Raw genomic sequence first — 15,210 nt, forward strand, 5'->3', positions numbered from 1 at the left:
AGGCAAGCCAGGGTCGCCGACGACAGGCGGCTGCTTGACCATAAGGGGAGGAAGCATGAGGGGATTTTCGCCATTGAGGGCGCTCGTCTGCACGACATCGGTCGGCGCGATCGCATTGTGTCTCACCACGCCCGCATCGGCCCAGGTCGTCGGCGGCGGTGACGACAGCAATGCGCCCGCCACCAATGCGCAGCCGGGGTCAGAAGACGCGCCACGCGCCGCGCAGGACGGTGCCACTACCGCCACCGCGGAAGGGTCGGGCGAGGACATCGTCGTCACCGGTATCCGCGCGTCGCTCAATCGCGCGATCGACATCAAGCGCAACTCGAACGGCATCGTCGACGCGATCTCGGCCGAAGATATCGGCAAGTTCCCGGACACCAATCTCGCCGAATCCCTGCAGCGGGTCAGCGGCGTGTCGATCAACCGGGTCAACGGCGAGGGCGCCGAGGTGACCGCCCGCGGCTTCGGCGGTGGCTTCAACCTCGTGACGCTCAACGGCCGGCAGTTGCCCGCGACCAACCTGCAGGGGGTCGGCGGCGACCAGAGCGTCGACTTCGCCACCGCGACCGGCCGATCGTTCGACTTCGGCAATCTCGCGTCGGAAGGCGTCAGCACGCTCGAAGTCTACAAGACCGGGCGCGCCGCCATCCCGACCGGCGGCATCGGCGCGACGATCAACGTCATCACCCGCAAGCCGCTCGATTCGCGGCAGTCGGGCCTGTCGGGATCGATCGGCGCCAAGGCGTCGTACGATACCAGCATCTCCAAGGACGAAGACGGCCTGGCGAAAGTCACGCCGGAAGTGTCCGGTCTTTTGAACTGGAAAAATGATAGCGATACCTTCGGTGTCGCGTTGTTCGGCAGCTACCAGAAGCGCAACTCCGCCGCCGCCAGCTCGACGTCGAACGCCTGGAACATTCGGACGATCGACAATCCCGGCGACATCTTCGGCGCCAATACGGTGATCAACAACCGCCCGCCCGCAGGCAGCCTGATCGCCTTCCCGAACGATGCGCGCTACCATTTCTCCGAATCGACCCGCGAGCGCATCAACGCTTCGGGCGTCATGCAATTCCGCCCGGTGGAAAGCCTGTTGCTGACCGCGGACGTGCTGTGGGCGCAGAACCGCCAGAACGAGGCGCGGCAGGATCAGACGAACTGGCTCAACCGGCCGTTCGGCACCGTCACCTTCGACAACAGCCCGGTGCCGACCGCGACGGTCATCTCGCAGGCGGTGCCCGATCCCAAGGACACCGGCTACGAGCAGCAGTTCCGCGCCACCAAGGACAAGCTGGAGGAATATGGCCTCAACGCGGCGTGGGACGTCAGCGACAAGTTCAAGCTGGTCGCCGACATCCAGCATTCCAAGTCGCAGGCGCTGCCCGACGCGTCGAACGGCGCGAGCTCGACCCTGTTCTCGATGGGTGCGAACGTCGTCAATGGGCAGACGATCGACTGGTCGCGCGGCTTCCCGCAGGTCAGCGAGACGATAAACGACTGTAACGCACTGTCCTCCAACGCCGGACCGGGCCGCGTGATCGGCAATTGCAACGGCCAGCTCGACGCCGGCGATCTCGGCACCCAGGTCGCCCGCACCAACTCCGCGCGGCAGATCCAGACGATCAATCAGGCGCAGCTCGGCCTCGGCTGGGATCTCGGCGGCGGCAGCAAGGCCGAATTCGGTGGCAGCTACATCGATTCGAAGCTTCGTTCGACGCGGACCCAGACCACGCAGACGCTGGGCGACTGGAGCATCAGCAATCCCGGCGAGGTCGAGGCGCAGGCCGCAGGACTGATCAAGACCTTCTGCCTCGTCTGCAAGTTCGATCACTTCAAGCCCGGCGTCACCGGCCCCGGCCTCAATGCCTTCCGCGGCAATGCGGTGGCGCTGAATAACATCTTCTCGCCGCTCTACGCCGCGCGCGGCAATCCCGTCACCGCCGGCTCGGCGAATGACGACAGGATCGAGGAGAAGATCGCCTCGGCCTACGGCCAGCTGACCTGGAAGGGCCAGATCGCCGGTGCGGATGCGACCATGGTCGTCGGCGCACGCTACGAAGTCACCAAGGTGAGGGCGTTCTCGCTGGTCAACGGACCGTCGGCGATCATCTGGACGTCGGACAACGACTTCAACGTGCCGGGCTCGTCGGCGGCGACGCCGCTGTCCGGCCGCGGCAGCTACGACAATCTGCTGCCCGCGATCGATTTCCAGATCTCGCCGTTCGAGAACGTCATCACCCGCGTCTCGTTCAGCAAGACGATCGCACGCCCGTCCTACGGCGACCAGTTCGTCAGCTCGACCGCCGCTGCCGGCAGCCGCGCGACGCTGTTCGGCGGCCAGCCGAATGGCACGACGGGCAACCCGAACCTGCGCCCGCTCGTGTCGGACAATTTCGACATATCCGCGGAATGGTACTTCAAGTCGTCGAGCTACCTGTCGGCGGGCTTCTTCGACAAACGGGTGCGCAACTTCGTCGGAACGGGCTTGTCGAACGGCAATCTGTTCGGCCTGCGCGACGCCACCACCGGAGCGGCAGGCTCGCGATCCGGCACGGCGGCCGAGGCGCTCGGCCGGCTCGGTCTCGACCGGACCGACATCAACCTGTTCAGCTATACGGCCCGGCTGGTCCAGAACGGCGGCAACGTCGCGCAAACCGACGCCGATATCCGCGCCAACAGTTCGGGCACCTCGGTCAACGGCGGCTATTTCGACCAGCTGTCGCGCTCGGTCGACATCACGCCCGACGCCAACGATCCGCTGGCGATCTTCTCGATCGCCTCGCCGATCAACAACCGCGACGCGGAAATCTACGGTGCCGAGTTCGCCGGCCAGTATTTCTTCGGCCGGACCGGTATCGGCGTCGCGGCGTCCTACACGTTGGTGCGCGGCAATGTCGGCATCGACGTGCTGGCGGCGCCGACCGCGGATCAATTCGCCTTGCTCGGCCTGTCCGACACGGCGAACGCCTCGCTGATCTACGACAAGAACGGTCTGTCGGCGCGCCTGACGTACAATTGGCGTGCCAAATACCTGTCGGAAATCGGCCGTGGCGGCACCACCGACCGCAATCCCGTCTTCTTCGCGCCGTATAGCAGCGTCGATGTCAACGTCAGCTGGGACATCAATCAACAGATCGCCGTCTCGCTCGAAGGTATCAACCTGACCAGCGAATCGGTGCGCAGCTACGGACGCTCGGAAAACCAGACCTTCTTCGCGCAGGAAAACAAGCCGAGACTATTGCTCGGCGCGCGCTATCGATTCTGAACTTATCATCGATTACGTCTCCCCTTGGGGTCGCTCTTCGGAGCGGCCCATTTTTTTGGAAGACGCTTGCTGACCCGGACGATGCACGGTACGCCATCGGCAGGGACAGGATCACGATTTTACCAAGAGAGATGCTGACGGCGATGAACCGCGTGCTGCTCAACAATATCGATCATGCCGATCTGCGCGTCGCGATCCGCGCTGGCGCGGCGTTCGGCGATGGCGTCAACCAACTGCCGATCTTCCCGTCCGAATTCGAGGAGGCGCAGCGCGTCTTCCCGATCATCTTCCGCGAGGAGAACGGGGCTCTCCAGCCCTATGCGCTGCTGGGTCTCGACCGTGACGAGAATCTGTTCCTCGCCGGCGATCGCTGGACGAGCGACTATGTCCCCGTCTTCCAACGCCGCGGGCCTTTCTCGATCGCCGTCGGCAAGACGGCCACAAGCGGCGACGACGAACCGATGGTGCATGTCGATCTGGACGATCCGCGGGTCGGCGCGCCCGACGGCCTGCCCCTGTTCAAGGAGCATGGCGGCAACGCGCCGCTGCTCGACCATATGACCGACGTGCTGCGGACGATCTTCCAGGGTATGGAAACGACTGCGGCGATCTGCGCGGCGTGGCGCGACGCGGGACTGTTGCGCGCGATCACGCTGCAAATCTCGCTCGACGACGATCGGACCTATGAGGTGCCCGATATCCTCACCGTCGACCGTCAGGCGCTCGCCGGTCTGTCCGGTGAAGCGCTGGAGCGTCTGCACGGTCACGGCCTGCTCGAAGGCGCGATATTCGCCGCCGCATCGCTCGGCAATGTCCAGCGGCTGATCGCGCTGAAGGCCGCGCGGCAGGCGGGCCGGTGAGCGCCGGCGCCATCACCGACCGGCGCGTGGCGGAGGTGGCGGCCACCGACGCCGCCCTCGATCCGGACGCCCTCGTCCGGCGCGGCGAGCCGGTGATCGTTCGCGGCCTGGTGCGCGACTGGCCGCTCGTCGCCGCCGGCCGCCAAGGCAATGCGGCGGCGGCGGACTATCTGCTGTCCTTCTACAGCGGTCGACCGGGTGTCGGCTACACCGCGCCGGCGGAAGCGGGCGGCCGCTATTTCTACGACGAGAGCCTGACGCGCCTCGATTTCGCCGCGGAGCGCGTCGACCTCGCCGCCTATCTCCGCCGCATGCTTGCCGGCACGGAGGCGGGCGCCGCATTCTACGTCGGCTCGACCGACCTCGGCCAGTTCTTTCCCGGCCTCGCAGCGGCCGGCAACGACCTGGCGCTGGACGAGGCGGCGTTCGGGCAGGCGTTGCGCAGCATCTGGATCGGCACGCGCACGATCGCCTCGGCGCATTACGACATGTCGAACAACATCGCCTGCGTCGCCGTCGGCAGGCGGCGGTTCACGCTCTTCCCTCCCGACCAGATCGCGAACCTCTATCCCGGTCCGCTCGAGCCCACGCCGGGCGGGCAGGTTGTCTCGCTGGTCGACTTTCGCGCGCCCGATCTCGATCGCTTTCCGGCCTTTGCCGAAGCGCGGCGGCATGCCCGCGTCGCCGAGCTGGAGCCGGGTGACGCGGTCGTCTACCCCGCTTTGTGGTGGCATCACGTCGAGGCGCTGTCCGACTTCAACGTCATGATCAATTATTGGTGGAATACGGCGCCGGCTTTCATGGACTCGCCGATGACGACGATCCTGCACGCCCTGCTCAGCCTGCGCGACCGCCCTGCGCCCGAAAAGGCGGCCTGGGCGGCGATGTTCGACTATTACGTCTTTGGCGAATCCGGTCGTGCCGCCGCACATCTGCCCGCGCCGGCGCAGGGCGCGCTCGCCCCGCTCGACGCGCGTGCGGCGCGCCTGCTGCGCGCCCAATTGCTGCAACGGATCAACCGATGAACGGGCCGGCGACGCCCCGCCGCATCGTCATCGCGGGCGGCGGCACCGCGGGCTGGCTGGCGGCCGCCATCCTGACCCGCCAGCTCGGTCCGTTCGCCGACGTCACGCTGGTCGAATCGGACGAGATCGGCACCGTCGGGGTCGGTGAATCGACCATCCCGACCGTCCGCGCCTTCCACGCGCTGATCGGCGTCGACGAACGCGAATTTATGCAGGCGACCGGCGCCAGCTTCAAACTGGGGATCTCGTTCGAGAATTGGGCGCGCGAGGGGGACCGCTACATCCATTCGTTCGGCGATGTCGGCCAATCGACATGGATGAGCGATTTCCACCATTTCTGGCTGGAGGCGCAGGCGCGCGGTGTCGCCGAACCGTTCGGGTCCTATTGCTACGAGCATGAGGCCGCCGCGGCCGACCGCTTCGCCATCGGCGGGACGCCGGCGCTCAACTATGCCTATCATTTCGATGCCGGCCGCTATGCGCGGTTCCTCCGCGGCAAGGCGGAGGCAAACGGCCTGCGCCGGCTGGAAGGCAAGATCGACCGGGTCGTCCGCGATACCGAAAGCGGCGATATCACCACGCTGATCCTCGACGACGGCACGGCCGTCGCCGGCGATCTGTTCTTCGATTGCACCGGCTTTCGCGCGCTGCTGATCGGCGAGGCGCTCGGCGTCGGGTTCGAGGATTGGGGCGACTGGCTGCCGACGAACCGCGCGCTGGCGATGCAGACCGAGGCGACCGGCCCGGCGCGCCCCTATACGCGGGCGATCGCGCACGATGCCGGCTGGCGGTGGAAAATCCCGCTGCACCATCGCGTCGGCAACGGGCTGGTCTATTGCGCCGACTATCTCAGCGACGATGCTGCGCACGCACGCCTGTTGGCGACGGTCGAGGGCGCGGCGCTGATCGAGCCGCGGCTGATCCGCTTCCGCACCGGGCGGCGCAAGGCGGCGTGGCAGCACAATTGCGTCGCGCTCAGCCTGGCGAGCGGGTTCGTCGAACCGCTCGAATCGACGAGCATCCACCTCATCATGATCGCGCTGACCCGCTTCCTGCAATTGCTGCCGAGCGAGCGGCCAAGCGCCGCGGCCATCGCCCGCTTCAACGTTCAGGCCGCGCAGGAGATCGAGGGCGTGCGCGACTTCATCATCCTCCACTATCATCTCACCGGCCGCGACGAGCCTTTCTGGCGCGACCGGCGAGCGATGACGATCCCTGACAGTCTGTCCGACCGCATCGCGCTCTTCCGCGACAGCGCCAACGCCTATCAGGCTGATCACGACCTCTTCCGCGTCGCGTCGTGGCTGCAGGTCATGCTCGGCCAGCGCCTTGCCGCCGCGAGCCATCACCCGCTGGTTCGATTGATGCCGTCCGATCAACTGCGATCCGCCTTGCGGGATATGCGCACGACGATCGCGCGGTCCGTCGACGGTTTGCCATCGCATCAGGTTTTTCTGGATGGCTACGTTCGAACAGCAGCCAATTGATGTGAGAAACACCTAATCGGCTCGATGCAACTCGAGCCAATTAGATGCGCTGGGTGGTGAGTGTCCGATCGGGATCGTCTTAGCATCCGACACCTCCGTGGGGTCGGATGCCTATCAACACTCGGGGCGCAGCGATTAACCGTGCGGGCGCATCACCACTTTGATGACGCCATCTTCCTTGTCGCGGAACTTGGCGTACATTTCGGGTGCGTCCTCCAGACTGGCCGGATGGGTCACGACGAAGCTCGGGTCGATCTCGCCGGCCACGATCTTCTCCAGCAGCGGCTTGGTGTAGCGCTGCACGTGGGTCTGGCCGAGCTTGATGGTCAGGCCCTTGTTCATCGCCGCACCGATCGGCAGCTTGTCGCCCATGCCGACATAGACGCCGGGCACCGAGACGGTGCCACCCTTGCGGCAGCTCATGATCGCCTGGCGCAGGACGTGAACGCGATCGGTGGCGAGCATCATGCTGGCCTTGACCTTGTCCATGACGGCATCGGCTGCGCCATGTCCCGCCGCCTCGCAGCCGACCGCATCGATGCAGCTGTCGGGGCCGCGTCCCTTGGTCCGTGCCTGCAGTTCGTCGTAAACGTCGGTCTCGGCGAAGTTGATCGTCTCGGCGCCGCCAGCTTCCGCCATGGCGAGCCGTTCGGGCAGCTCGTCGATCGCGATCACGCGGCCCGCACCCATCATCAGGGCAGAGCGAATGGCGAACTGACCGACCGGGCCGCAGCCCCAGATGGCGACGGTGTCGCCCGGTTCGATCTGCGCATTCTCGGCGGCCATGTAGCCGGTCGGGAAGATGTCCGAGAGGAACAGCGCCTGATCGTCGGTGACGGTGTCGGGGATCTTGATCGGGCCGATGTCCGCCATGGGTACCCGGAGGTATTCGGCCTGACCACCGCAATAACCGCCCAGCATGTGGCTGAAGCCGAACAGGCCGGCGGGCGAATGGCCCATCGCCTTGGCGGCCATCTCGGCATTGGGGTTGGTCCGGTCGCAGGCGGCGAACAGACCCTTGCGACAGAACCAGCAGTCACCGCAGCTGATCGTGAACGGCACCACGACGCGGTCGCCGATCCTGAGATTGGTGACTTCCGAGCCCAATGCGACGACCTCGCCCATATTCTCGTGGCCGAGGATGTCGCCGGCTTCCATCGTGGGTTGATAGCCGTCGAGCAGATGGAGGTCCGACCCGCAGATCGCACAGGCCGTGACCTTGATGATCGCATCGCGCGGATGTTTGATCTCGGGGTCCGCGACGGTGTCGACGCGGACATCGCCCTTACCGTGCCAGCATAATGCGCGCATGATTCTTCTCCGTATGACCAGGAGCTCCGCCCGGATCGGAAAAGCGACTGTGCAACCCCAACGCGTTGGTTCGCGGAATGGACCCGGCGGTAATGTCCGTAAGAAGAAACGTCCGCTGTTCCGGTCGAGGCCGACGTCGCCGCGCGCGCTGAACGCCGTCAAAGAGCATCCGGGCCGGACTTAAAACGCCGTCTCTCTGATCCGAAAGGTCAAAGCCAGTTCGCCGCGTGCTGTCAGGATTTTAAACAGCCTTGCCGGCAGCACAAGGTGGCCGTTCTGCCGCCGCAACCGGGGCAAGCCGCGCATGCGCTGCCGTCCAGAACCCGACTGGGGTCAGCATGGCGGACCGCAGCAAGGCCCGGCGCGTGTTGAGAAAGTGCAGGTCAGCCCCCTGTCGCGGATTCATATCGTCCTTAAAAGGCGGGGCATTCCATGTCGATTGATCCGCCCCGCCCATTCCACGCTTGTCGCTACACGTCGGGAAACAGTGAGATGGGGGTGCGGCCCCGAAATGCGCTGGGGGTCACGTTGACCGCGTTGGGGGCAGATTGCACAGCATGACCTGACGAATAGGAAAGGGCGGCCCCATGCATCCAGCGGCGAACTTCGAGCTGATCATCGGCATGTTCCTGGTGGTAGTCGGGCTTCACTATCTGGCTCGTCGCGTGTCGCTGCCGCCGGCAGCCGCACTGATCGTCGGCGGATGCGCGGTGGCCTTCGTTCCGGGCGTGCAGGGGATCGCGATCGACCCGGAACTGGTCCTCGTCCTGTTTCTTCCACCCCTGCTGATGGACGGTGCGTGGTTCACCGCCATCGCGCCGTTCCGAAGGCACATGGCCGGCATCCTGTCGCTCGCGGTCGGTGCGGTCTTCTTCACGACCGCGGTCGTGGCCATCGTGACCAAGGTGCTGATGCCTCAATTGCCATGGGCCGCCTGCGTCGCTTTGGGTGCGATCCTGTCGCCTCCCGACGCGGTATCGGCACGCGCCGTGTTGCAGCGGGTCAGGCTGCCGCGGCGGCTGACCACGCTGCTCGAAGGCGAAAGCCTGTTGAACGATGCCGCCGGGCTGGTCCTGTTCCGGTTCGCAGTGGCGGCGGTGCTGACCGGCGGCTTCCATCTCGGGGCGGCGACCGGGACCTTCTTCCTGCTGGTGGCGGGTGGCATCGCGGTGGGGGCGGCGATCGGCGGGTTGTGGGTGGCCCTGCTTCGCCGGCTCGGCGACGATACGCTGATGATCGCGGCGACCGTGCTGGTCTGCTGGAGCGCCTATATCGCGGCCGAACGGCTGCACGTCTCCGGTGTCATCGCGGTCGTCACCGCGGGCCTGACCTGCGGCTGGTTCCAGCACGTCGTCTTCGACGCGCGCGTGCGCATCCGGGCGCTGGCGTTCTGGCAGGTGCTCGTGTTTCTTCTCGAAGCTGCCGTCTTTCTGCTTATCGGCCTGTCGTTCCGGGGCTTGCTCGACCGCGTGGGCGGGCTCGGCATGGTGGTGGATACGATGGCACGGCCCGTGCTGCTCATCGTCGCGGCGGTGATCGTCGCGCGCTTCCTGTGGATCTTCGGTGTCGACGCCGGCCTCACGATCCTTCGTCGCATCGGGTGGACGCGCCGGCAACCGCTCGGGCCACGCGCGGCGGTGGTGATGAGCTGGGCGGGAATGCGCGGCGTGGTGACGCTGGCGGTCGCGCTGTCGCTGCCGGAGGCGATGCCGGCGCGGGACCTGATGCTCGTCACCGCCTTTGCCGTGATCCTGGTCACCGTGCTGGTGCAGGGCACCTCGCTCGGCTGGATCATCCGGAGGATGAAGCCGGCGGAAGACGGCAGCACGCGACCGCCGCTCGATCTTCACGCCGCCGAGACGATGCTGTTCCGGGCGCAGCTGGCCGTCGTGGAACGCGAGGCGGTGGCAGCCGATGGCACGGTCATCCACCCGCAGCTGTTGCGGCGCTACCGGACCCGCGCGACGGTAGCGGATGCGTTCGACGGCACGGCCGAGGAGCGCGACGTGGCGATCGCGAGCCATTTCGACGTCATCATCGCCGCCGTCACCGCCGGCCGCGCCGAACTGGTCCGGCTGCACCGCGCCGGACGTATCGACGACGAAACGCTCCACGACCTCGAACATGACCTCGATCTCGAGGAACTCGCCGCCGCCGCCGCGAAAGGCTGATCGAACGACGGACGCTGCGCGGCGATCCTCGCGGCAGACGGGGTCCCGTTTACTTGCGGATCGTGACCATGGCGACCGGGTTATCCTTGGTGGACGCGTTGGCGGCGATCGTCTTGACCTTCACGGCCTTGGGCTTGCGGGCTTCCTTGTTCGACTTGTGCTGGCTTTTGGCCATTGTCATCATCCTTCGGGCGAGGCGCCCGGTCCTGCGGTACACCCTTCCACCTGGATCGTTGCACGCCATTTCGGTCCGCCCTCGGGATCGCTGCCGAATCCATGCCTTGGACGTTGGAGAGCGGAACAGGAGAGCCTTATGCCCGACGACAAGCAGACGATTGGAAGCGCGAAGGCGGACGACCGCGGCGAGGCTATCGACAAGGCCGCACCTCGTTCGGAACACCGCACGAGCGCCGGCAAGGCGGATGATGGCAGGGGGCAGAGTGATACCGGCCGCGCCGACCAGACGGACGACAAGGCCGAAGCAAGCGACGAGGCGGCTCGGAAGGCCTTCGATCCGGACGCGGAACAGGCGTAGGCACGTCATCATCTTGCAGGGGCCGGCAGAATGGGTAGGTTCCGCCGATGGCTGATTTCGACGACACGTTCGATCCGGAACTGGGTGCGGCATGCAACCGCCTGGCCGCCTTCGTCGAACCTCTGCCCGAGGGTGCGGTGATCGATCCCGTATCGCACCTCACCGAGCGCGACCTCGCTCTGATCCTCCGCCGTCTGTACGCCACGCGTCATGGCGAGGCGGTCGACGCCGGTGCGACGCATGCCAGGCCGCGGCGGGAAGGCCGCGTATCCGTGCCCATCACCGCCAAGACTTGACCCGATACGGATGCGTGGGCTGCCCGGTTTTATGGGTCGGTAGAGAAGCATCGCATCGATGCGATCTTGGGTCTATTTGACGGATTCGGGCGGTATCGATCATCAAAGTGGCTATTTAACCACTGGATAATCTCGATCATCAACGATGCATGCGTCACCGGGAGAGACGTGTGCCAAGCGAAGAATCGAGAGCCCTTCGGATCTATCACGAAACGCGGTGCGCACAGGAGAAGGCGCATATGCGTCGCGCGCGTTGCGCCAGGTCCGCGATCGCCCACGCGCATCTTTTCAGCCTGCACCGGATGCGAAGCATCGATCTGACGTATCGTGATCCAGACCGTCGCGACGATGGATGACAACGGGCATGCCGCCCATAGCGGACGCAAGTTGTTTCTCGTGACTCCGCCGCGCGTGATCCGGTGATCGTTGCAATCGCCGCGTTCAATGTGGCTGGCGATAGAGATTACGGCGGTCCGGCATCCTCTTCTGGACTTCTTGAGGCTGCGGCGGCGGGCGAACTAGGTATATCCGCTGACACCTATAGTGCTTCTGGATCATTGATGGCGGTCGTGGCAGCGATCATCATCGCGTCGGCTGCGCGATTCCCCCTAATGAGCCGTAGCCCGCGTCCTGTTGCTCTTTTGACCCAGCGTGGCAGGACGCGTCCTATCGATTGCCATCACCCGAACGGCCCGCGCTCGAGGCGAAGCTGAACCGCGTCCGTCCGGCGCGTTCACGACCGATGCAATCGTCAGCGGTCATGAAGTGGCATGGCTCGCCGACCAACCAGCAACCGCGCGCGGCGCAACACCGAACAGAAGCCTATACCCAAGCACGAACGCCCCAAGTGGAGGCAACGGCTCAGACGCTGGTGGCGGATCATCAGCGGTGGCTTCTGACGGGCTAAGATTGGTCGCATTGAACATTGCTTCTTCGCGTAATCTTAATCCGACGATGCGATGAGAGCGATCCGGAGCGCAGACTCCCTGTTGCGTACTGGAGAGTGTGCCGGCGCTTCGTCCGTTTCCCCACCTGACAGGCGGACGGAGCGCCACGCGCCGGCTTGGATGCCTCCTGCCCGGGCAAGCCGCCACCACCGACGGTCAGGACAGATTGCGAGATCCTTGTCGCCGGCCGGCCATAAGATGTTGCGGGGCCTCGATCGTAGCTGGCGCATGCAGCGCAAGGCGGATAGGCGCGAGCAATGGGTGAGATCGAGAGGCTGGTCCCGTCAGGGGTCATCGAGCAATGGGTGTTTCACCTGCGGCGGCAACGTTCGCGGGCGCAGGATGCCTTATGGTTGCTCGACCAGGGCTTCACGATCCACGACGGCCGCGACGGTGTCCCGACGGCGGACGTGAGCGAGCGCTGGCGACGTGAGCAGGCGACGGTGATCGACGAGGTCAATCACCTGCTTGAACTGTACGACCGCATCAACCTGCGATCGTCGGAGTTCGTCGCGGCCGAGCGCAAAGCGGGCCGCAGGTCGACCGATGCGCCAAGCTTGCAGACCGAGCCAACCATTTGACCGACCTATCAGGGATAAGCGACCAGAGCCTATGAACAGGGACAATGAGATCGGCACCATCGAGCGCGCCTTCCAGCTAGCCCGGTCCGGGGCCTGCCATTCGGTCGCCGACATCCGCGCGCAGTTGAGCGCAGAAGGACGGGATGGCGTCCACGGCCACCTCAACGGGGCAAGTATCCAGCGACAGCTGCGAGAGGCGCTGGCTGCGCGCGGCATCGACGCCAAATCGGACGATGAAGACTAAACGACTGCGGTACGAGCTGAGAGGCTCTGAGCGTCTGGTCGTGGGGCAGCGTATCCCGCCCGAGTCATAATGCAGGTAAGCGGCGATACCGGCGCCGAAATCGTCGATCTGGCTAGATGAACGACGGCTCGACATTGGCAGGATTGTCGGTAGCCTCTCCGGCTGGGTGCATGCGCGACGCGATCGCCGTGCTCGTAAGGGAGCCGGTCTCGGACATTCGTCCCACTGGTCCCGCATGCGGAGAGAGCCATGGTTTCCCGCCGATCTGTTCTATTGGGCATGTCGATGTTGCCGGCCTGGCCTGCGCTCGCCCGGGAGGCGCAGGATCGGATCGACGACCTCATCGGGCGCATGACGATCGAGGAGAAGGCGGGGCAGTTGTCCTGCTTCTCCGATACGATCCGGCCACTCGGACGCCCGACGAATCCGGGTGAGGCTGCGCGCGACGCCGCTGCGATGTTGATGGCGATCCGCGCGGGGCAGATCGGCATGCTGTTCAACGGCCATGGCGTCGCGGGCGCCCGCAAGGCGCAACGGGCGGCGTTGCAGAGCCGGCTCGGCATTCCGCTGGTCTTCGCAGCCGACGTCATCCACGGCTATGAGACGATCTTCCCGATCCCGCTGGGGGAGGCGGCGGCGTTTGATGCTGCCTTGTCGGAACGGATCGCACGGGCGGTGGCATCCGAAGCGACCGCGGGCGGCCTCCACTGGACGTTCGCACCGATGGTCGACGTTGCCCGCGATCAGCGCTGGGGCCGGGTCGCCGAAGGCGCCGGCGAAGACGTCCATCTCGGCTGCGTGCTGGCCGCGGCGCGCGTACGAGGGTTCCAGGGCAACGATCTGTCGGCGGACGATGCGCTTTGCGCCACCCCCAAGCATTTCGCGGGTTATGGCGCCGTCGGTGGAGGCATGGAATATGGCGCGGTGGACGTGTCGCCCGCGACGCTGCGAGCCGTCCATGTCCCGCCGTTCGCCGCGGCGTTTGCAGCCGGTGCCGGCGCGGTGATGGCGAGCTTTACCGACGTGAACGGCATACCCGCTACCGCCAACCGCCCGCTGCTGACCGGTTTGCTGCGCGACGAGCTGGCGTTCCGCGGGCCGTGCGTCTCGGACTATCAAGCGGATCTCGAGCTGATCGCGCATGGCGCCGCTAGCGACGAAGCCGACGCGGCGCGGCGGGCCATTCTGGCGGGTACGGACGTCAGCATGCAAAGCGGCCTCTACAATGCGCATCTGCCGGCATTGGTGGCGGCGGGGCGGGTGCCGATGGCGCGGGTCGATGAGGCGGTGCGACGCGTGCTGGGGCTGAAGATGCGGTTGGGGCTGTTCGATCGACCATTTCGCTCGCTCGACCGTGCCGCGGAACGGACGCGGATCGGCACGTTGGCAACGCGCGCGCTGGCACGGGAAGCCGCCACGCGCGCGGTCGTTCTGCTCCGCAACGACGGCGACCTGCTGCCGCTGTCGTCCGCAACCAAGCGTATCGCATTGATCGGACCGTTCGGTGACGACCCGGCGCAACTCGACGGCCCGTGGAGCTTCGCCGGCTACCGGCGCACGGGCATCGATCTGGCCACCACGCTGCGCGGCAGGATCACCGCCCCGACACGTTTGATCGTCGAGCCGGGCAGCGGGATCGAGGCGCCGATCCCCGGCGGGATCGAGCGCGCCGTCGCGGCTGCGCGGGGCGCCGATATCGTGTTGCTCGCGATCGGCGAAGGCGGTGACATGTCGGGAGAGGCGAACAGCCGCACATCCATCACCATACCGGTCGCCCAACAGGCGCTGGCCGATGCCGTCGCCGCGACGGACAGACCCATCGTCGTGCTGCTGCGCCACGGCCGGGCGCTCGCGCTGCAGGGGGCGGTGGCGGCAGCGCCTGCGATTCTGGCGACCTGGTTTCTCGGCTGCGAGACGGGGCCGGCGCTGGCCGACATCCTGTTCGGCGACGTCGAGCCTACCGGCCGGCTGCCGGTGAGTTTCCCGTTCGCAACCGGTCAGGAGCCCTGGTCCTACGATCGGCTCCCCACGGGGCGGCCGCCACCAGCCGAACCGCAGCCACAGGGTGGTACGGGCAGGTGGCGCGATGCACCGGATGCCGCGTGTTATGCGTTCGGCCATGGCCTCGGTTACACGCGCTTCGCCCTCGAGACCGTCACCGCCCCGCCCGTGCTGGCGGATGCGAGCGACGTGGTCGTCACCGTCCGCAACATCGGCGCACGGCGAGGGACGCATCTCGTGCAGCTGTACGTGCGTCAGCGCGTCGCCAGCCTCGCCCGGCCGGTGCGGCAGTTGAAGCGCTTCGCCCATGTGACTCTCGACGCAGGCGAAAGCCGGGCCGTCGCCTTGCCCCTCGGCCCGGCGGATCTGGCGATAGTGGATGGCAGGGGCACGCGACGGATCGAGCCCGGTGATGTCGACATCTGGATCGCGTCCAGCTCCGCCGATCCGGGCTTGCACGCGGTGACACGGCTGGTGTGACAGA

At 66.2% G+C, this 15,210-nt stretch carries 12 protein-coding genes; 10 read left to right on the forward strand and 2 right to left on the reverse strand.

The window, feature by feature from the left end:
- Nucleotides 1-55: 55 nt before the first annotated feature.
- The 4 genes from MC45_RS15990 (at nt 56) to MC45_RS16005 (ending at nt 6,640) form a co-directional block, all read left to right on the forward strand.
- Complete coding sequence (locus MC45_RS15990; RefSeq protein WP_038665278.1) at nt 56-3,268, forward strand: TonB-dependent receptor; 3,213 nt, start codon at nt 56-58, stop codon at nt 3,266-3,268.
- A 131-nt stretch (nt 3,269-3,399) separates the two neighbouring features.
- Entirely contained in the window at nt 3,400-4,128 is a 729-nt protein-coding gene (locus MC45_RS15995; protein WP_038665281.1) for a SapC family protein, read from the forward strand.
- Nucleotides 4,125-5,153 carry a cupin-like domain-containing protein gene (locus MC45_RS16000; protein ID WP_156143861.1) on the forward strand — a complete coding sequence of 343 codons (1,029 nt, stop codon included), beginning with the start codon at nt 4,125-4,127 and terminating at the stop codon, nt 5,151-5,153. The genes MC45_RS15995 and MC45_RS16000 overlap by 4 nt, the downstream gene beginning before the upstream one ends.
- Nucleotides 5,150-6,640 carry a tryptophan halogenase family protein gene (locus MC45_RS16005; RefSeq protein WP_038665284.1) on the forward strand — a complete coding sequence of 497 codons (1,491 nt, stop codon included), beginning with the start codon at nt 5,150-5,152 and terminating at the stop codon, nt 6,638-6,640. Before MC45_RS16000 ends, MC45_RS16005 begins: the two co-directional genes overlap by 4 nt.
- Nucleotides 6,641-6,775: 135 nt before the next feature.
- On the opposite strand, the gene MC45_RS16010 is transcribed toward MC45_RS16005, so the two are convergent.
- Nucleotides 6,776-7,951, reverse strand: a complete 1,176-nt coding sequence (locus MC45_RS16010) for a zinc-dependent alcohol dehydrogenase (RefSeq protein ID WP_038665288.1) — start codon at nt 7,949-7,951, stop codon at nt 6,776-6,778.
- A 587-nt stretch (nt 7,952-8,538) separates the two neighbouring features.
- On the opposite strand from MC45_RS16010, the gene MC45_RS16015 reads away from it, so the two are divergent.
- On the forward strand, nt 8,539-10,122 hold the full coding sequence (locus MC45_RS16015) for a Na+/H+ antiporter (protein WP_038665290.1): 1,584 nt from the start codon (nt 8,539-8,541) through the stop codon (nt 10,120-10,122).
- Nucleotides 10,123-10,171: 49 nt separating this feature from the next.
- Here the strand turns inward: MC45_RS16015 and MC45_RS19960 are convergent, their stop codons facing one another.
- Nucleotides 10,172-10,297, reverse strand: a complete 126-nt coding sequence (locus MC45_RS19960) for a hypothetical protein (RefSeq protein WP_257015405.1) — start codon at nt 10,295-10,297, stop codon at nt 10,172-10,174.
- A 138-nt stretch (nt 10,298-10,435) separates the two neighbouring features.
- Between MC45_RS19960 and MC45_RS16020 the strand changes: the two genes are divergently transcribed.
- The 5 genes from MC45_RS16020 (at nt 10,436) to MC45_RS16040 (ending at nt 15,206) form a co-directional block, all read left to right on the forward strand.
- On the forward strand, nt 10,436-10,657 hold the full coding sequence (locus MC45_RS16020; RefSeq protein WP_038665293.1) for a hypothetical protein: 222 nt from the start codon (nt 10,436-10,438) through the stop codon (nt 10,655-10,657).
- Between the two features lie 47 nt (nt 10,658-10,704).
- A complete protein-coding gene (locus tag MC45_RS16025) occupies nt 10,705-10,953 on the forward strand; it encodes a hypothetical protein (RefSeq protein ID WP_038665296.1) in 249 nt (82 codons plus the stop codon).
- 1,204 nt (nt 10,954-12,157) lie between these two features.
- Nucleotides 12,158-12,481 (forward strand): hypothetical protein, encoded by a 324-nt coding sequence (locus tag MC45_RS16030; protein ID WP_179944548.1) that lies wholly within the window; start codon nt 12,158-12,160, stop codon nt 12,479-12,481.
- Nucleotides 12,482-12,512: 31 nt separating this feature from the next.
- Nucleotides 12,513-12,725, forward strand: a complete 213-nt coding sequence (locus MC45_RS16035) for a hypothetical protein (protein ID WP_038665299.1) — start codon at nt 12,513-12,515, stop codon at nt 12,723-12,725.
- A gap of 279 nt (nt 12,726-13,004) precedes the next feature.
- On the forward strand, nt 13,005-15,206 hold the full coding sequence (locus tag MC45_RS16040; RefSeq protein ID WP_245640749.1) for a glycoside hydrolase family 3 N-terminal domain-containing protein: 2,202 nt from the start codon (nt 13,005-13,007) through the stop codon (nt 15,204-15,206).
- The last annotated feature ends 4 nt before the right edge of the window (nt 15,207-15,210 follow it).

The sequence above is a fragment of the Sphingomonas taxi genome, assembly GCF_000764535.1.
GTDB classification, from domain to species: Bacteria; Pseudomonadota; Alphaproteobacteria; order Sphingomonadales; family Sphingomonadaceae; genus Sphingomonas; species Sphingomonas taxi.